We start from the raw sequence: 17,177 nt of genomic DNA, 5'->3' as shown, positions 1-17,177 counted from the left end.
TCGGCCTCGTAGTTCACTGGTGAGCAGGGGACCGCGCCGCCGGGAGGAGGGCCCTACGCACATGGGCGCAGGTCATGACCACGCGCGCGGCCACACCACCGCCGGCGCCGCCCACCGGTGGCGGCTGCGGATCGCCCTGGCCATCACGCTCACGGTGATGACCGTGGAGATCATCGGCGGCCTGCTCGCCGGCTCCCTCGCCCTGCTCGCGGACGCCGGCCATATGGCGACGGACGCGCTCGGGCTCGCGATGGCGCTGCTGGCGATCCACTTCGCGGGCCGTCCCTCGAGCCCGCACCGCACCTACGGCTATGCCCGCGCCGAGATCCTGGCGGCCCTCGGCAACTGCCTGTTGCTGTTCGGCGTCGGCGGCTACATCCTCGCCGAGGCGGTGCTGCGGTTCCTCACCCCGGCCGCCACCGAGGGCGGGCTGACCATCGTCTTCGGCGCCGTCGGCCTGGCGGCGAACCTGGTGTCGCTGGCCCTGCTCAGGGGCGGCCAGCGCACGAGCCTGAACGTCCGGGGCGCCTTCCTGGAGGTCGCGGCGGACGCGCTGGGCTCGGTCGCGGTGCTGGTGTCAGCCGGGATCATCCTCACGACCGGCTGGCAGGCCGCCGACCCCATCGCCTCCCTGGTGATCGGCCTCATGATCGTCCCGCGGACGTACAAGCTGCTGCGCGAGACGCTGAACGTGCTCCTGGAGGCGGCGCCGCGAAATGTCGATATGGCGGCCGTACGCGCCCACATCCTCGGCCTGCCCGGGGTCGAGGGACTGCACGATCTCCACGTGTGGACCATCACCTCGGGAATGCCGGTGCTCTCCGCGCATGTGGTGATCGCTCCCGGGGCTCTGGACGCGATGGGCCACGAGCGGATGCTGCACGCCTTGCAGGGATGTCTGGGGGAGCACTTCGACGTCGGGCACTGCACGTTCCAGCTGGAACCGGGTGGGCATGCTGATCACGAAGCCAAGCTGTGCCACTGACACAGACAGGGGGCACATGTGCGGCAGACTTGTCTGTTCACGAGTCGGAACTATGAGGATGGTCATGCCGATCACACCTGCCAACGGCGCCTCCGCCGAGACCGCCGCGCCCTCCGCGCCGAGCGGTTCCGCAGACCCGATCATGCTCGAGCTGGTCGACGAGGACGGTACGACGATCGGCACCGCGGAGAAGCTCTCCGCACATCTCGCGCCCGGCAAGCTGCACCGGGCGTTCTCCGTCTTCCTCTTCGACGACCGGGGGCGGCTGCTGCTGCAGCGCCGTGCGCTGGGCAAATACCACTCCCCCGGGGTCTGGTCCAACACCTGCTGCGGCCACCCCTACCCCGGTGAGCCGCCGTTCGTGGCCGCCGCCCGGCGCACCGGTGAGGAGCTGGGCGTGGCGCCCGCGCTGCTGCGGGAGGCGGGCACCGTCCGCTACAACCACCCCGACCCCGCCTCGGGCCTGGTGGAGCAGGAGTACAACCACCTCTTCGCCGGGCTGGTGCGGGCGACCCCCCGCCCGGATCCGGAGGAGATCGGCGAGATCGCCTTCGTCACCCCCGATGAGCTGGAGAAGCTGCGCGACGAGGGACCGTTCTCGGCGTGGTTCATGACCGTGCTGGACGCGGCCCGCCCGGCGGTCCGGGAACTCACCGGGACGGCGGCGGGCTGGTAGCCGCCCCGGGCAGCGGCAGGGCGGCCCAGACGATCTTGCCGCCGCTCGCCGTGTGGTCGACGTCGTAGACCCCGCCCGCCGCCTCCGTGATCGCCGTCACCAGCAGCAGTCCACGCCCGCCCGTCCCGCCCTGGTCCGCCATCAGCGCGACGGGCCGGTAGGGGTGGTTGTCCTCGACGGCGATCCGGACCCAGTCCCGGCTCAGGGCGACCTCGACGGCGATCTCGGGGGAGAGCAGCGCGGCATGCCGTACGGCGTTGGTGACCAGCTCGGAGACGATCAGAAGCAGGCTCTCCACCAGTTCGTCGTCGACCGGCACGCGCTGATGGGCCAGCAGTTCGCGCACCGCGTGCCGGGACTGGGGCACGGAGGAGTCCAGGGCCGGTGCGGTGAACCGCCACGTCCCCTCGTAGGCGACCGGTGGCGGGGCCGGGGGCGGGGCGTGTCCCGCTTCGGAGGGGACTCTCCCGAGGATCTCCATGTCCGATACCCACCCCTCGCCGCGCCCGACCACTCGTACCGAGTGTTGAGAAGGTCTGGTACGGACCGATGGAGTACGCACAATTTGACGCTTATCGAGCGTTTTTGATCGTTGGCGTATGCCAGGGTCACACGCTCGACTGTTCCTGCTCGCCAGGGTTCCGACCATGGTGACTCTGCCGCGACCGGCCCGAGTGCCCCGGCCCCGCTCCTGTCCAGCCCCGGCCCTGCCCCAGCCCTGCCCCGGTCCGGATGCTGTCGAAGGGGCCCCACGCGGCCCGGATACGATCCGTCACATGGAGCCCTCTCTGGAGCACGAGGTCGCCGACGGCATAGCGACCGTCGTCATCCGCAACCCCACCAAGCGCAACGCGATGACCCCCGGGATGTGGCGCGCGCTGCCCCCGCTGCTGACCCGGCTCGCCGCCGACCCCGCCGTACGGGCGCTGGTGCTCACCGGCGAGGGCGACACCTTCTGCGCGGGCGCCGACATCGGCTCGCTGAGCGCCACGTACGAGAAGTCCACCGGGCTCGCGCTGCCCGCCGAGGAGGCGCTGGCCGCCTTCCCCAAGCCGACCCTGGCCGCGGTGCGCGGCTACTGCGTGGGCGGCGGCTGCCAGCTCGCGGCCGCCTGCGATCTGCGGTTCGCCGAGGAGGGCGCCCGCTTCGGGATCACCCCGGCCAAGCTGGGCATCGTCTACGCCCCCAGCTCGACCCGCCGGCTGGTCGAGCTGGTGGGACCGGCCACCGCCAAGTTCCTGCTGTTCTCGGGCGAACTGATCGGCGCCGAACGGGCGCTGCGCACCGGTCTGGTGGACGAGGTGCTGCCGACGGGCGGACTCGACAAGCGGGTGGCGGAGTTCACGCGGTCGCTGGTCTCCCGGTCACAGCTCACCCAGGCGGCGGTCAAGGAGTTCGCGGCCGGGCCCGTCGAGCCGGACCGGGCGGCGTACTGGCGGGAGCAGACGCGGCACAGCGAGGAGGCCGGCGAGGGCATCGCCGCCTTCCTGGAACGCCGCACCCCGCGCTTCCGCTGGACTCCACCGGTCGGATGACCACGGCCGGAAGATGGCCGGATCAAGCGGGCTGACGGGGTTTGGAAGGGATCGCGACGGCGTAAGGGCGGTCGGATCCCGCGGGCCCGATGGATCTTGGGGATACCCGGGCTACCGGGGGTCACTACCTGTCGGTAGCGTGCGGCCATGACCACACTTCCCGAGCTTGCCGCCCGGCGCTGTTACCGCGTCGTCAACCCGCTTCACTCCGCCATCTACTTCGCCCCCGACTTCGGCAAGGAGCTTGCCAAGCTGGGCCTGGAGGACAGCGCGGCCGCCTACTTCGTCGGGCGGGCGGCGCCGATGGGCCGGGCGGGCGCGGGCACCATCACCGCGACCTTCTTCAATTTCAGCCATGACCTGATCGCCCGCCACATACCGGCCGCGTGGGACGTGGTCTCCCCCGAGGCCGCCCTGGACGCCCGGCTGCGGGCCGCCGATTCGGTGCTGCGGCGGGTGCTGGGCGAGGACGTCATCGCCTCCAAGGAGATGGCCGAGGCAGCGGAGCTGGCGCTGCGCGCCACGGAGGCGTGTTCCCGCCTGGCGCGCCCCCTGTACGCCGCCCACGCCGACCTGCCCGTCCCGGACGCCCCGCATCTGGCGCTGTGGCACGCCGCCTCGCTGCTGCGCGAACACCGCGGCGACGGCCATCTGATGACCCTGGTCAGCGCCGAGCTCGACGCGGTCGAGGCGCTGGCCTCCCACACCGCGACCGGGCAGGGCATGTCCACCAAGTGGATCCTGCGCACCCGCGGCTGGAGCGCCGAGGAGTGGGAGGCGGGCCGGCAGCGGCTGCGCGACCGGGGGCTGCTCACCGCCGACAACGAGCTGACGGAGGCCGGTGAGCGGCTGCGCCAGCACCTCGAGAAGGAGACCGACCGCCTGGACGCGGCGCCGTACGAGCACCTGGGCGCCGAGGGCGTGGCCCGGCTGACCGAGCTGGCCACCGCCTTCTCCACCACCGCCCGCGAGAACGGCGCCTTCCCGGCGGACCTCCGCGGCAAGAGCTGACGGCCGGCCGACGGGCCCCCGACCGGCCCGCCACGCGCCCGTGCCGCGTTTCCCTGGAAGCCTCTCCCGGGAGACGCGGCACGGGCGCGACCCGTCCGGCCATCGGCCCGGCACGGGACCGCCCGTGTCGGGCGGAGTTTGGCAGGAGCACATCGGGATACCCGCTTGTCGTGCGCGATCGGCCGTCCGACAACCGGGCGCCCACACCGCGCGCCGCGTACGCCGGCACCAGCCCGTGCGCCGCGTAGCGAACGGTGCCCGGCGGCCGCCGCCGAGCCGCCACCGACCGACAGGAGGTATCCCCGTGTTCCGTGCCATCGCCGACGTGCTCCGTGCCATCGGTGCCGCCATCGCGACCGTGGTGACGCTCCCCTTCCGCGCCGTTGCCCGCCTCTTCGGCGGTGCCTCCGACGCGGTGAGCGGACCGCGCCGCAGGCGGGTGTGATGACCGTTTCCGGCTGATACCGGTGTCCGCCCGACCCGCACCCCGACCCTCCCGGCCCGCCGAAAGCGTCGGCCGCGACCGCTTCGTCAGTGCCACCTGCCACAATGCAGGAGCAGTGCAGACCGAAAGCGGAGCGTGATCGTGACGACGTCCATCGAAGGCAGGATCGCCGAGGAACTCGGCGTACGGGAACGGCAGGTCAAAGCCGCCGTCGAGCTGCTCGACGGCGGCTCCACCGTGCCGTTCATCGCGCGCTACCGCAAGGAAGCGACGGAAATGCTCGACGACGCGCAGTTGCGCTCCCTGGAGGAGCGGCTGCGCTATCTGCGGGAGCTGGAGGAGCGGCGCGCCGCGATCCTCGAGTCGATCCGCTCCCAGGGCAAGCTGGACGAGGCGCTGGAGGCGCAGATCCTCGCCGCGGACTCCAAGGCCCGGCTGGAGGACATCTACCTCCCCTACAAGCCCAAGCGGCGCACCAAGGCGCAGATCGCCCGCGAGGCCGGGCTCGAGCCGCTCGCGGACGGGCTGCTGGGCGACCCGACCGTGGAGCCCACGGCCGCCGCGGCGGCCTTCGTGGACGCCGAGAAGGGCGTCGCGGACGCCGCCGCCGCGCTGGACGGGGCGCGCGCCATCCTCACCGAGCGGTTCAGCGAGGACGCGGACCTCATCGGTGAGCTGCGCGAGCGCATGTGGGAGCGCGGCCGGGCGGCCACCAAGGTGCGCGAGGGCAAGGAGGAGGCGGGCGCCAAGTTCGCCGACTACTTCGACTTCGCCGAGCCGTTCACCGAGCTGCCCTCGCACCGGGTGCTGGCGATGTTCCGCGGGGAGAAGGAGGAGGTCCTCGACCTCACCCTGGAGCCGGAGGAGCCCTCCGAGGAGACCGGCCCCACCTCCTACGAGCGCTCCATCGCCCACCGCTTCGACATCGCGGACCGCGGCCGCCCCGCCGACAAGTGGCTGGTCGACACGGTGCGCTGGGCCTGGCGCACCCGCGTCCTGGTCCACCTCGGCATCGATCTGCGGCTGCGGCTGCGGCAGGCCGCCGAGGACGAGGCCGTCCGGGTCTTCGCCGCCAACCTCCGCGATCTGCTGCTCGCCGCCCCGGCGGGCACGCGTGCCACGATGGGCCTGGACCCCGGCTTCCGTACGGGGGTGAAGGTGGCCGTGGTCGACGCGACCGGCAAGGTGGCCGCCACGGACACGATCTACCCGCATGTCCCCCGCAACCAGTGGGACCAGGCCCTCGACAAGCTGGCCGCGCTGGCGCGTGAGCACAACGTGGAGCTCATCGCGATCGGGAACGGCACGGCGTCCCGCGAGACCGACAAGCTGGCGGGCGAGCTGTGCGGCAGGCACCCCGAGCTGAAGCTCACCAAGGTGATGGTCTCGGAGGCGGGCGCCTCGGTGTACTCGGCCTCCGCCTTCGCCTCGCAGGAGCTGCCGGACCTCGATGTCTCGCTGCGCGGCGCCGTCTCCATCGCGCGCCGGCTCCAGGACCCGCTGGCCGAGCTGGTCAAGATCGATCCGAAGTCGATCGGCGTCGGCCAGTACCAGCACGACCTGTCCGAGGTGAAGCTCTCCCGTTCGCTCGACGCGGTCGTCGAGGACTGTGTGAACGGTGTCGGGGTGGACGTCAACACGGCCTCCGCCCCGCTGCTCAGCCGGGTTTCGGGCATCGGCACCGGCCTCGCGGAGAACATCGTCTCCCATCGCGACGCCAATGGCCCGTTCGTCAACCGCAAGGCGCTCAAGGACGTGGCCCGGCTCGGCCCCAAGGCGTACGAGCAGTGCGCGGGCTTCCTGCGCATCCGGGGCGGCGACGACCCGCTGGACGGGTCGAGCGTGCACCCCGAGGCGTATCCGGTGGTGCGCCGGATGGTTACCAAGGCGGGCGGCGACGTGTCCACCCTCATCGGGAACACGACGGTCCTGCGGGGCCTGCGGCCGGACGACTTCGTGGACGACGCCTTCGGTCTGCCCACGGTCACCGACATCCTCAAGGAGCTGGAGAAGCCGGGCCGCGACCCGCGTCCCGCCTTCAAGACCGCGACCTTCAAGGAGGGCGTCGAGAAGATCGGCGACCTGTCGGCCGGGATGATCCTGGAGGGCGTCGTGACCAATGTGGCGGCGTTCGGGGCGTTCGTCGACGTCGGGGTGCACCAGGACGGCCTGGTGCACGTCTCCGCGATGTCCAAGACGTTCGTCAAGGACCCGCGGGATGTGGTCAAGCCCGGTGACATCGTCCGGGTGAAGGTCCTCGACGTCGACATCCCGCGCAAGCGGATCTCGCTGACGCTCCGGCTCGACGACGAGGCGGGCGCCGCGTCCGGCGGCGGCCGGGACCGCAACCGCTCCGAGGACACCCGCGGCCAGCGCGGCGGGGGCCGCCGTGGCGCGCCCCAGCAGCGCCAGGGCGGTGCGCCTCAGCAGCGCCAGGGCGGCGGCGGCCGTGGCCAGCGTGGCGGCGGCGGCCGCGACGCGGCCCCGGTGAACGGCGCGATGGCCGACGCCCTGCGGCGGGCGGGCCTGCTCGACCCGAAGAAGCGCTAGCCCTCCGGGCGACTCCGGGTTCGTCCCGCCGCCCGGCCCCGCCATGACGGCGGGGCCGGGCGGCGGTTGCTTTCCCCCTACCCGCCCCTTCCCGGCTCCTGTCGATATGCGGCTCGCCGCGCGTGGGGCTCCGCCCCGGACCCCGGTCCTCAACCGCCGGACGGGCTGATCTTCAGCCCGTCCGGCGATTGAGGACCCGCCCGAAGGGCATCCGGCCGGGCCGTGGGAGCGCGTGGGGTCGGCGCGCGCCGCTACCGTTCCACGGGCGTGACCCGTACCGCGTCGCTCGTGCGGGCCGTCAGGAAGGACCGGCCGCGGACGGCGCGGGGGTCCAGGGGGAGGCGGTGGGTGCCCGGGGCCAGGACGGTGTCGAAGAGTTCGTGCGCATGGGGCCGGGACAGCCGGTCGAGGCGGTGGGCCGCCAGTCTCACCCGGCAGGCGGACGCGACCTCGACCACCGCCTCGGCGCCGCCCGCCACCGCCGTCAGGCCGAGGAGGCGGCGGCGGTCGTGCGGGGTGCGGTCCAGGGCCTGTTCGACCTGGGCGACGAGCAGGGGGACGATCGGGGCGAGCGCGGTGACGCACACCGCGTCGGAGCGCGCCGCCGCGAAGGCGTCCCGGACCGCGTCACGCTCGCCCGGGCCCACCGTCCGGCCGAAGACCACCGCACCGTATTTGCGCAGCTCATCCGCGTGGGCGCGCACCGCGTCCAGGGTGATCTCGGCGCCGATGCCGATGGTGCGCAGCGCGGCGGCCAGCTTGGCGAGGACGGCGGCGCGCTGTCCGATCAGCAGCGCTCTCGGGCCCGTCGGGACGCCGGGCGCTGGCGCGCCGTCGGCGGTCAGCAGCCGCTTCAGCGCGGCCCGGTACTGCTCGCCGCGGAAGCGGTAGGGACCGATGCCGTGGTAGCCGTCGCGCTCGACGTCCGGGGTGTCGCCGGTCTGCCAGACGAAGTCACGCCAGACGACGTCCGGCCCGTCCCGCTCGATGACGGCGGTGACGGCCCCGCACTCCAGCCCCTCGCACTCCGGGCAGCCGTAGATGACGCACCGGCTTCCCTCCAGTGGCGCCTCCGCCTCCAGCAGCAGCCTCCGCACCTGCTCGGCGAGGGCGGAGGGCCCGATGTCGGCCGCGAGCGGTGAGACCGCGTCGAGGTCGGCGAGGCGCGCCAGCAGCGGCCTGCCGTCCACCACGAAGTCCAGGAAGTCGCGGTGGGTTTGGTACGCGCCATCGGCCAGCACACCGCCCGCGCGCATCGCCGGCGCCAGCCCGAACGTCACGTACTCGGAGGTCATGCCCCAAGTATTCCCGTTACGGGGCGTATCAGGGGGAAACCGGCGGTGCGCCGGGCGGCCCGGGTCGCCGCTTACGCCATGGAGGACGCCATGACCCATTGCCCGGGCCGACACGGCCCACTGCCCGGACCGGCACACCATGCCGACACGACGCGCCGCCCGGACCGATCGGTCCGGGCGGCAGGTCACGGCCGCGCCCTGCGGGGGCGGCCAGAGCGGCTAACGACGCTCGGCCACTGCGGCGCGATCGTCCGATCCGTCCGCGCCGTCCCCGTCCTCGTCCCCGGACGAGGCGTCGGAGCCGGCGTCGGGCGGGGTCGCCGGGCCGATGCGGATCTCGAACTCGCCGTCGTACTTCTCATGACCGGCGATGACCGCCATCTCGACGGCCTCCTCGCCCCGTTCGCCCCGCACGATCAGCGGGTCACGGCGCAGGTCCTTCAGCAGCGCCCAGCACAGCCCCACCATCACCAGCGTGAACGGCGCGGCCACCAGGATCGTCAGGTTCTGCAAGCCGGTGAGGGCATCGCCCCCGCCACCGCCGATCAGCAGCATCACGGCCGCCACCGCGCCCGTGATCACACCCCAGAAGATGACGACGAAGCGGGTCGGCTCGAAGGCGCCCTTCTGTGAGAGCGTGCCCATCACGATGGACGCCGCGTCGGCGCCGGAGACGAAGAAGATGCCGACCAGGATCATCACCAGGACGCTCATCACGCCGGCGATCGGGTACTGGTCCAGCACCCCGAACAGCTGCCCCTCGGGGGTGGATTCCTTCCCCAGCCGGCCCGCGGCCTGGAGCTTCATCGACGAACCACCGAAGATGGCGAACCAGAGCAGGCTGACGGTGCTGGGCACCAGGATCACGCCACCCACGAACTGCCGGATGGTGCGGCCGCGGCTGATCCGGGCGATGAACATGCCCACGAACGGCGTCCAGGAGATCCACCAGGCCCAGTAGAAGACCGTCCAGCTGCTCAGCCAGTCCGCGACCGACTTGCCGCCGGTGGCCTCGGTGCGGCCCACCAGCTGCGGCAGATCGCCGATGTACGAGCCGATCGAGGTCGGCAGCAGGTCGAGGATGATGATCGTCGGGCCGGCCACGAAGACGAAGACCGCGAGGAAGAGCGCCAGCACCATATTGATGTTGGACAGCCACTGGATGCCCTTGGCGACACCCGAGACGGCGGACGCGATGAAGGCGACGGTCAGGATCGCGATGACGGCGACCAGCAGCCCGGTGCCCACGTCGCTCTTCCAGCCCAGCACCTCGATACCACTGCCGATCTGCAGCGCGCCGAGGCCGAGCGACGCGGCGGAGCCGAAGAGCGTGGCGAAGATGGCCAGGATGTCGATGACCCGGCCGGCCCAGCCGTTGGCGTTCTTCGAGCCGATGAGCGGTGTGAAGACCGCGCTGATCGTCTGCCGGCGGCCACGGCGGAAGGTGCTGTACGCGATGGCCAGGCCGACGACCGCGTAGATGGCCCAGGGGTGCAGTGTCCAGTGGAAGAGCGTGGTGGACATCGCGGTCTGCATCTTCTCGGCCGCGCTGCTGGGGTCGGTCCCGGGCGGCGGGGAGACGAAGTGCGACAGTGGCTCACTCACGCCGTAGAACATCAGACCGATGCCCATGCCCGCGCTGAACATCATCGCGACCCATGAGACGGTGCGGAATTCGGGTTCCTCGCCCTCCTTTCCGAGGGTGATCTTGCCGTAGCGGCTCATGGCCAGCCACAGGGCGAAGATGACAAATCCCGAAGCGGCCAGGACGAAGGCCCATCCGCCGTTGTGTATGAGCCCGGAGAGCATGCTGTCCGAGACTCTTTCCAGGGTGTCGCTGGCAACGGACCCCCAGATGACGAAAGCCAGCGTGAGCGCGGCGGAGACGCCGAACACCACGCGGTCCGTCCGGGGGGCCGCATGGGGCCCGGCGGAGTCGGCGCCGGGATTATCCACGATGGCCGGAGGATCGCCGCCGACGTCCCCCGCGCTTGTACCTGTCTGCGGCACGCACAAAACCTTTCACTGGGGGTTTGACTGACGAATTTTCGGCTACCCAGGACTCTGAGATGCATGCCAACCGGCCACGTGGTCGGTGTTTTGGCGTGCCATCAATGCGTCAGGTCAGCATGTGTCCACCGGCTGCCCGGCAGTGAGGTGGTACGCGGCGCGGCCGTCCAGCAGCAGCGGCACGAGCGCGCGGGCCGACTGGCGCAGCGGTACGAAGGCACCTCCGTCGCCCTTGGCGGGCCGGGCCGTCACCCCGTGCAGGGCCAGTTCGTCCCGCACCTCGCCGTATTGGGCGGCGTCCAGCCGGTAGCCGCACGGCGGATCCTGCAGGACCGTGCCCTCCTCCGGCGGTTCGTTGTCCGCGCCGCCGAGGTAGACCGGGCCCCGGTCCGCGTAGCCGGCCAGCCGCGCCGCCGTCGTGGCCGCCTCGATCCGGCCGCGCCGCTCGGCAATGAAGTCGAAGGCGCCGTTCAGGGCGGCCAGATGGGAGCCCACCCGGCGGCGGTTGTTGACGGCCGGATCGGCCTTCTCGGCATCGGTGAGCGGGTCGACCCGGGTCTCGACCAGCAGCCCCACGGAGTGCTTGACGCCCGCGGTGTTCCGCAGGATCCGCTCCTGTCCGTCGCCCGCCACCTGCTTGACCGGCTCCCCGGTCTCGGGGTCGGTCCAGATGCCGTAGACGCCGGTGGTGTGGCCCGCGGCCTCGACGCTGGGGCGCACATAGGTGTCCGACAGGGTCCGCGCCTCGTGGTGCACCTGGTCCTGGGTGTTGAGGTTGCGCGGCCACAGCGCCAGCAGGTCCCTCATGTAGTACGGGACGGTCGCCCCATACTCATGCAGGTCGTAGACGGTGTCCGGGCGCCAGTCGCGGATGACGCCCGCCATCGCGCGGGATTCGGCGGTGGCGAGCGCGACATGGTCCCGGTTGATGTCCACACCGTCGGAGTTGCCGCGGGTGTCGGCGGCGCGGCCGTCGGGGTTGGCGGTCGGGACGACGAGCACCTGGGTGCGCTCCAGGAAGCGTCGCGTCCGGCGGTCCTTGGCGTAGGCGAGGTCGCGGACGGTGGACAGACACGCCTCGCGGCCGGAGGGCTCGTCGCCGTGCTGGGAGCAGATCAGCAGCAGGACGTTGCCGCGCGCCGCTTCGTCCGGGTCGGCTGGTGCGGCCGGGGCGCCGATCCGCACCAGCCGCAGCGGCCGCCCCTGCGCGGTGGCGCCGATCCGGTCGACGGCCACGCGCGGGGCGGACGTGTCGACGGCCGCGAGGAAGTCCGCCTCCTCGGCCTGGGTGGTCCACCGTGCGCCATGGCTGATCTCGAACCCCGTACGCGGCGGACGCTGCTCGGCCCGCGCGGGTGCGCTGAGGAACGACCCGGTCAGCAGCGCACCGATCGCGCCGCAGGCGGCGCTGCGGAAGAGGGGTGACCGCGAGAACACGAAGGACCTCCTGGGGTGACGGGGGTGACAGGGGTGACAGGGGTGACAGGGGTGAGGGGATGCGGGGGCGATCTGGGTGATGGCGTCCTGCCGGGCCCGCCGCCGGTGGGCCCCGCGCGGCGGCGGGGCCCACCGGCGCGGATCAGTCGTGGGTGGACATGAACGGAAGCAGGGTGCGGTGCTGCGGCGCCCGTACACCCTTCAGCGGCGGTGTGGCCGCCGTGCGCGAGGGGGCGGCCGCGGCCTCGGGGGCGCCGCCGGCCAGCGGCAGCCGGGCCGAGGTGCGGCGCAGGTCCAGGGTCAGCCGCGGCGTGGTGGACGGCGGTTCGAGAAGGCCCGCGTCGGTGCCGGCGATGATCAGGCCGAGGCGGTGGCCGGCCGGGACGACATGGTCGGTGGCCGCGAGGTCCAGGGTGATGGTGTACGCCTTGCCGGGGGTCAGCGGGCGGCCCTTGCCGTCGTCCGCGAAGTTGCCGAGGTCGGCCCAACCCCGGCTGAAGACCGTGTAGTCGACGTTGGCCCGGTCCGCGGCGGTCTCCTTGAAGCAGGCGCTGTCGTCCGCCGTGCTGCTGCCCCAGCAGCTGCGCCGGTCGAGGGTGGTGATGCCCTCGCCGCTGCCCGTGTAGTTCCGGATGGTGGCCGGTCCGAGATCGACCAGGACCGCGGAGAGATGGGCGCTCGCGGTGGAGGGCGTGGCGGTGACGGTGACCGTGCCGGAGCCGGACAGCCGCAGGTCCTTCTTCAGCGGACCGGTGGTGAAGCCCGCCTTGCCGGGTGTCGAGGTGTCGATCGCCGCGGACCAGTCGGCCTCGCTCAGCGCGGGGTCGTCGGTGAAGGCCTCCGTGGCGCCGGGCTCGGCCCGCTCGGTGCCGAGCACGCCCACTCCGGCCGTGGCGCCGCCGCGCGGACGCAGCGTGGTCTGCCGGGTGCCGGACGGGGGCCAGACCCGGTCGGTGGACCACTGGTCGGGAGCGCGCTCGACATCGGCCATCGGCTCGCGCTCGATGCCGTTGTCTATGCCGAGCAGGTAGTGGTCGAACCAGCGGTGCAGGGTGCGCACCCACTCTCCGCGCCGGAAGTCGAACGGGTCGACATGCCCGGTCTGCGAGAGCCAGATCTTGCGCTCGACGCCCGCGTCGGCGAGCGCGTTCCACCACTGTCCGAGGTGCTTGGTGCGGACGTTGAGGTCCTGCGCGCCGTGGACGGCGAAGACGCTGGCCCGCACCTCGTCCGCGGCCGGCACATAGTCGCGCTCGCTCCACAGACCGGTCCAGTCGCCGCTGCGCGGGGCGCCCTCGACGAGACGTTTCTGTACGGCGGCGCAGTGGGCGTGGGCGGCATCGCTCTCGACGACGTCCGAGAGTCCGTCGGGGCCGGAGTCGTAGAGCGCGGCACCCTTGGCGAAGTAGTAGTCGTACCAGGAGGAGATGGCACCGATGGGCACGATGGTCTTGAGCCCCTTGACGCCGGTGGCGGCGACGCCGTTGGCCACGGTGCCGTCGTAGCTCTTGCCGATCATGCCGGTGGCTCCGTTGGACCAGCTCGCCTTGACCGGCTGCCCGCCGGTGCGGGTGGAGTACGCGGTGGCGCGGCCGTTCAGCCAGTCGACCACGGCCTTGGCGGACAGGATGTCGGAGCGGCCGCCGACATCCACACAGCCGTCGGAACGGTTGGTTCCGGCGAGGTCGACAAGGACGGTGGCGTAGCCGCGCGGGACGAAGTAGTTGTCGTAGAAGAGCGGGAAGAGGACCGGATTCCCGGCGGCGTCATAGGTCTTGGTCTGGCTCTCGTTGCCGCGTCCGCAGCAGGAGTAGTACGGACTGGCGTCCATGATGACGGGGACGCGGCGGCCCTGCGCCGCGGGTTCGCGCGGCCGCACGATGTCGACGGCGACCCGGTCGGTCTCTCCGTCCGCGTCGCCGTCGATCGTGGTGTCCACCCATACCGATTCCCGGATGGCGTTCTCGTAGGAGTAGACGGGTCTGCTCCCGGATCTGCTGTCCGGTGCGCTCGGTGCGGCGGAGGCGGCGTGGGCGGCCGGGGCGCCGAGCGGTGGCAGCAAGGACATGGCCGCCGCGACCAGCGCGGTGACCGCCGACAGCACGAGTGTGGTCCAGGGGATGCGGGGTGTCCGCGTCTGTAGCAGCACGGCCGGACCGTAGCGCGAGTCAACTCCCGTACAGAAGAGGGCGATACGTGTCGCGATCGTGTCCGAGTCGATTCGCGTTGCGTCCGGATGTCGATTGGATGTCGAGCGGCGTGATGGACGTGAGATGCGTGTGAGGAGTACATAAGGTCACGAGTGATCGTTCTCCCCTACGAGTTGGAGGACTCGTGCGTCACCACAGACTTCTCGTCCCGGGTGCGGCCGCGGCCTGCCTGCTGCTGGCGATCCCGGCGTCGGCGGCCGATGCCACACCGGGCGCCCCCGGCATCGGGGACTCCTACTACCCCTCGTACGGAAACGGCGGGTACGACGTCTCCCATTACGACCTTCGGCTGAAGTACCAGCCGAAGACCGACCGGCTGGAGGGCACGGCGACGATCGTGGCCGACGCCCGGCAGGATCTGTCCCGGTTCAACCTGGACTTCGCGCTCGATGTGAGCGAGGTGCTGGTGGGCGGGAAGAAGGCCGCCTTCACCAAGACCGGCGACCATGAGCTGGAGATCACCCCGGTCGCGCCGCTGACCTCAGGCCGCCCCTTCACCGTGGTCGTGCGCTACAGCGGTACCCCCTCGAAGGTGGTGGCGAGCGGGTTCACCTCATGGCTGCGCACCCCGGACGGCGGGATCGCGGCCAACGAGCCGGAATCGGCGTGGTGGTGGTTCCCGAGCAATGACCATCCGCTCGACAAGGCCACCTATGACGTGTCGGTGGCGGTGCCGGACGGAACGCAGGCGATCAGCAACGGCACCCTGCGGTCGACCAGCTCCCAACTGGGCTGGACCCGCTACAACTGGCGCTCCGGCAAGCCGCAGGCCACCTATCTGACCACGCTGGCGGTCGGCAAGTTCGACATCACGACGGACACGACCGCGAACGGTCTGCCGGTGATCAACGCCTACAGCAAGGACCTCGGGGACAACGCGGGGGCGGCGCGGGCGAGCGTGGAGCGGTCGGCGGAGATCGTGGACTGGGAGTCCACCGTCTTCGGCCCGTACCCCTTCGACGCGCTGGGCGGCTATGTGCCCAATGTGCCCACGGGCTACGCACTGGAGACCCAGACCCGGCCGTTCTACAGCCCGAAGGGGTTCGCCAAGGGCGCGAACACCTCGCTGATCGTGCATGAGCTGGCCCATCAGTGGTTCGGCGACAGCGTCTCGCTGAAGGACTGGCGCGACATCTGGGTCAACGAGGGCTTCGCCAGCTACGCCCAGTGGCTGTGGTCGGAGAAGGAGGGCGAGGGCACCGCGCAGGAACTGGCGGACTACACCTACGCCGCCTACCCGGCCGACGACCCCTTCTGGAAGGTCGAGCCGGGCAACCCGGGGCCGGAGAACCAGTTCCATGACGCGGTGTACGACCGGGGCGCGCTGGCCCTCCAGGCGCTGCGGAACCACATCGGCGACAAGGACTTCTTCGCGATCCTCAAGGGCTGGACGACTGAGAACCGGTACGGAAACGCCTCGGTCAAGGACTTCGTGACCTACGCGGAGAAGGTGTCCGGCAAGCCCCTGGCCACGCTCTTCGACACCTGGCTGTTCACCCCGTCGAAGCCTGCCGCCACGCAGGCGCGGGCGGCGGAGCTGAGCCCGGCCAAGGCGCCGGTGCGCCCGAAGTCGTGGCAGCGGATCCAGGACACGCACCGCACCCACGGCCGCTGAGCCCGAAGCCCCGGCCTGGTCCCCCACCCCGGCCGGGGCCTGGCGTCGCCGTGATGCGCTGGCGCTCGGCGTATCCCCTGGTCACGACCGTCCGGCGCGGGCGCGTCGGCGGGCCTCACGCGCGACGGGCAGATAGCGCAGCCGCTCGGGCAGCAGCGGGACCACGACCCGGACGACCCTCCCGAACCACCGCAGCCGCCGCTCCTGCCCCCGCGTCCACCCCAGCTCGATCGCCTCCCGGGCGTCCGGCGGCATCAGCCCGACGGTGAGGAACGCGCGGAAGCGGGTGAACAGCGGGCGCAGCAGCGGCCACAGCAGCCGGGGCGGCAGCGGGCCCGGTGGAGGGACGGACGCGTCGGGCGCGGTCAGTTCACGGGCGACGGCGGTCGGTTCCAGCCGTTCGCGCACCATCGTGCGGTAGTAGAGCCAGAACTCCTCGACGGATCCCGGCATCTCGCGGTCGTCGATGCCCAGCACCCGTCCGATCCGCAGCCATTCCCCGTACAGCTGCCGCTCCTCGGCGGCGGTGAAGGGGCGGGTGCCCAGATAGCGCTGCGCGCGCAGATAGACCGGATAGCCGGTGGCGTGCACCCAGGCGTAGACGGGCGGGTCCAGCGCGCGGTACGGGCGGCCGTGTGCGTCGACGCCCCGGATGGACGCGTGGAGCTTGCGCAGCCGGCGGCCCTCCGCCTCGGCCTGCGCCCCGCCGTACACCCACAGCTGCACCGATCGCAGCGAGCGCTCGCCGCGCCCCCAGGGGTCGGTGCGGAAGACGGAGTACTGGTCCACGCCCGCCCCGACGGCCGGATGCGCCACCTGCATGGTCATCGCGGCCGGCAGGGCGAGCAGGCTGCGCAGCTCCCCCGCCACGGCCCACAGGATGCCGCCGGCGGGCGGCGGGTCGTGGCCTTCGGTGGGGCGGCGGGGGCGCTGCGTGCTCATCGGACCATCGGTGGTGCGGTTACTTCCCTCCTGTTCCAGTGTGCGCCCCCGCGCCGCCGCCGAGCGGGCGGGCGCAGGGTGAGCGTGTAGTCGTAGGCGCTGTCGGCCTTCACCCGGTACTGGTCGCGCACCGGGTTGGGGGTGTCGCCGGCGCCGGTGACCGGCCGGGGGCCGTCTCGACCCTGTCGACGGTGGTGCGCAGCCGGTCAAGACCCAGGGACCGCCAGCGCTTGCCCTCGGCGGTGCCCCGGTCGGAGCGCTCATTGCTGATCGGGGCGCGCCAGGCGTCCAGTTCGGGGCCGGAGCGGAGCAGTTCGCGGCCCGCCACGCGCATAGAAAAGAGACCGCCAACGGGTCCCGCTGATCCAGGCGTTGAGCCAGTGGCGGCGGAAGGTTTCACAGCGGTGCTGCGACAGCAATACTGATGAACCCGATCGGGCAGCAGTCCGGCGGAGCAGGACGACGC

General features: G+C 72.0%; 14 protein-coding genes. 7 read left to right on the top strand and 7 right to left on the bottom strand.

Annotated elements, in window-relative coordinates; translation table 11 throughout:
* The first annotated feature begins 61 nt into the window (after positions 1-61).
* Entirely contained in the window at positions 62-985 is a 924-nt protein-coding gene (locus AS97_RS36225) for a cation diffusion facilitator family transporter (protein WP_210566386.1), read from the top strand.
* Positions 986-1,049: 64 nt separating this feature from the next.
* Positions 1,050-1,661, top strand: coding sequence for an isopentenyl-diphosphate Delta-isomerase (idi, locus tag AS97_RS36220; protein ID WP_059144348.1), 612 nt, complete (start codon positions 1,050-1,052; stop codon positions 1,659-1,661).
* Here idi and AS97_RS36215 read toward each other — a convergent pair.
* Entirely contained in the window at positions 1,636-2,142 is a 507-nt protein-coding gene (locus AS97_RS36215; RefSeq protein WP_059144321.1) for an ATP-binding protein, read from the bottom strand. The genes idi and AS97_RS36215 overlap by 26 nt on opposite strands.
* A gap of 295 nt (positions 2,143-2,437) precedes the next feature.
* Between AS97_RS36215 and AS97_RS36210 the strand changes: the two genes are divergently transcribed.
* From AS97_RS36210 to AS97_RS36195, 4 genes are all read left to right on the top strand, one after another.
* Complete coding sequence (locus AS97_RS36210; protein WP_059144320.1) at positions 2,438-3,196, top strand: enoyl-CoA hydratase/isomerase family protein; 759 nt, start codon at positions 2,438-2,440, stop codon at positions 3,194-3,196.
* 147 nt (positions 3,197-3,343) lie between these two features.
* The gene (locus AS97_RS36205; RefSeq protein WP_059144319.1) at positions 3,344-4,207 is read left to right on the top strand and encodes a hypothetical protein; all 864 of its coding nucleotides are present in this window, start codon (positions 3,344-3,346) and stop codon (positions 4,205-4,207) included.
* 304 nt (positions 4,208-4,511) lie between these two features.
* On the top strand, positions 4,512-4,652 hold the full coding sequence (locus AS97_RS36200) for an LPFR motif small protein (protein ID WP_156107474.1): 141 nt from the start codon (positions 4,512-4,514) through the stop codon (positions 4,650-4,652).
* A gap of 141 nt (positions 4,653-4,793) precedes the next feature.
* Positions 4,794-7,202: a Tex family protein gene (locus tag AS97_RS36195; protein ID WP_086711528.1), complete on the top strand. Its 2,409-nt coding sequence runs from the start codon at positions 4,794-4,796 to the stop codon at positions 7,200-7,202.
* A gap of 251 nt (positions 7,203-7,453) precedes the next feature.
* On the opposite strand, the gene AS97_RS36190 is transcribed toward AS97_RS36195, so the two are convergent.
* From AS97_RS36190 to AS97_RS36175, 4 genes are all read right to left on the bottom strand, one after another.
* On the bottom strand, positions 7,454-8,497 hold the full coding sequence (locus AS97_RS36190; RefSeq protein WP_059144318.1) for a hypothetical protein: 1,044 nt from the start codon (positions 8,495-8,497) through the stop codon (positions 7,454-7,456).
* 219 nt (positions 8,498-8,716) lie between these two features.
* Positions 8,717-10,453 carry a BCCT family transporter gene (locus tag AS97_RS36185; protein ID WP_059144317.1) on the bottom strand — a complete coding sequence of 579 codons (1,737 nt, stop codon included), beginning with the start codon at positions 10,451-10,453 and terminating at the stop codon, positions 8,717-8,719.
* Between the two features lie 168 nt (positions 10,454-10,621).
* Positions 10,622-11,899 (bottom strand): M14 family metallocarboxypeptidase, encoded by a 1,278-nt coding sequence (locus AS97_RS36180; protein ID WP_247204852.1) that lies wholly within the window; start codon positions 11,897-11,899, stop codon positions 10,622-10,624.
* Positions 11,900-12,086: 187 nt separating this feature from the next.
* The gene (locus AS97_RS36175) at positions 12,087-14,012 is read right to left on the bottom strand and encodes a Xaa-Pro dipeptidyl-peptidase (protein WP_247204851.1); all 1,926 of its coding nucleotides are present in this window, start codon (positions 14,010-14,012) and stop codon (positions 12,087-12,089) included.
* Positions 14,013-14,278: 266 nt separating this feature from the next.
* Here AS97_RS36175 and AS97_RS36170 point away from each other — a divergent pair, with 266 nt between their 5' ends.
* Entirely contained in the window at positions 14,279-15,769 is a 1,491-nt protein-coding gene (locus tag AS97_RS36170) for a M1 family metallopeptidase (protein WP_059144314.1), read from the top strand.
* An 81-nt stretch (positions 15,770-15,850) separates the two neighbouring features.
* Here the strand turns inward: AS97_RS36170 and AS97_RS36165 are convergent, their stop codons facing one another.
* Entirely contained in the window at positions 15,851-16,711 is an 861-nt protein-coding gene (locus AS97_RS36165; RefSeq protein ID WP_125760130.1) for an oxygenase MpaB family protein, read from the bottom strand.
* A 109-nt stretch (positions 16,712-16,820) separates the two neighbouring features.
* Positions 16,821-17,039, bottom strand: coding sequence for a hypothetical protein (locus tag AS97_RS36160; protein WP_247204605.1), 219 nt, complete (start codon positions 17,037-17,039; stop codon positions 16,821-16,823).
* Positions 17,040-17,177: the final 138 nt, after the last annotated feature.

Origin of the sequence: Streptomyces sp. AgN23 (assembly GCF_001598115.1) — a bacterium.
In the GTDB taxonomy this organism is placed as follows: domain Bacteria; phylum Actinomycetota; class Actinomycetes; order Streptomycetales; family Streptomycetaceae; genus Streptomyces; species Streptomyces antimycoticus.
The sequence above is the reverse complement of the archived record's forward strand: the minus strand, read 5'-3'. Positions and strand labels throughout refer to the sequence as shown.

Bases quoted from the DNA above. Each gene is read 5' to 3' on its own strand.
- AS97_RS36225 (WP_210566386.1), top strand. From the start codon at position 62: ATGGGCGCAGGTCATGACCACGCGCGCGGCCACACCACCGCCGGCGCC.
- AS97_RS36165 (WP_125760130.1), bottom strand. From the start codon at position 16,711: ATGAGCACGCAGCGCCCCCGCCGCCCCACCGAAGGCCACGACCCGCCG.
- AS97_RS36205 (WP_059144319.1), top strand. From the start codon at position 3,344: ATGACCACACTTCCCGAGCTTGCCGCCCGGCGCTGTTACCGCGTCGTC.
- AS97_RS36190 (WP_059144318.1), bottom strand. From the start codon at position 8,497: ATGACCTCCGAGTACGTGACGTTCGGGCTGGCGCCGGCGATGCGCGCG.
- AS97_RS36215 (WP_059144321.1), bottom strand. From the start codon at position 2,142: ATGGAGATCCTCGGGAGAGTCCCCTCCGAAGCGGGACACGCCCCGCCC.
- idi (WP_059144348.1), top strand. From the start codon at position 1,050: ATGCCGATCACACCTGCCAACGGCGCCTCCGCCGAGACCGCCGCGCCC.
- AS97_RS36175 (WP_247204851.1), bottom strand. From the start codon at position 14,012: ATGTCCTTGCTGCCACCGCTCGGCGCCCCGGCCGCCCACGCCGCCTCC.
- AS97_RS36210 (WP_059144320.1), top strand. From the start codon at position 2,438: ATGGAGCCCTCTCTGGAGCACGAGGTCGCCGACGGCATAGCGACCGTC.